The sequence below is a fragment of the Peribacillus sp. SIMBA_075 genome, from assembly GCF_046534585.1.
On sequence record NZ_JAWRYN010001281.1, the window covers coordinates 1 to 247 of the forward strand.

Here is a 247-nt window from a genome sequence, read left to right on the forward strand (position 1 = left end):
CTCATCACTTTTATAAGACTGTTGAAAAACACCATCTTTAATAGTTAATACGTTTGTCTTCCCATCATAATATTCTTGATATATCTCATTAGCAGTTATATACGAATTATATCTCCAGTTTTGAGAGATTGGTTCGATTCTAGCCCCTTTTATAAGTGAACCCTCAATAGTAATCCCTTTAATCGTGCCAGCTGTGATTTTGTCGGCAGATAAATTGGCTATTTTAGCATTTGTAATGGCACCATCT

1 protein-coding gene is annotated in these 247 nt (G+C 34.0%); it reads right to left on the minus strand.

Going from position 1 to position 247, the window contains the following annotated elements; all coding sequences use genetic code 11:
* A partial coding sequence (locus tag SB775_RS32470; protein WP_410865407.1) for a hypothetical protein occupies window positions 1–247 on the minus strand: 247 nt, incomplete at both ends.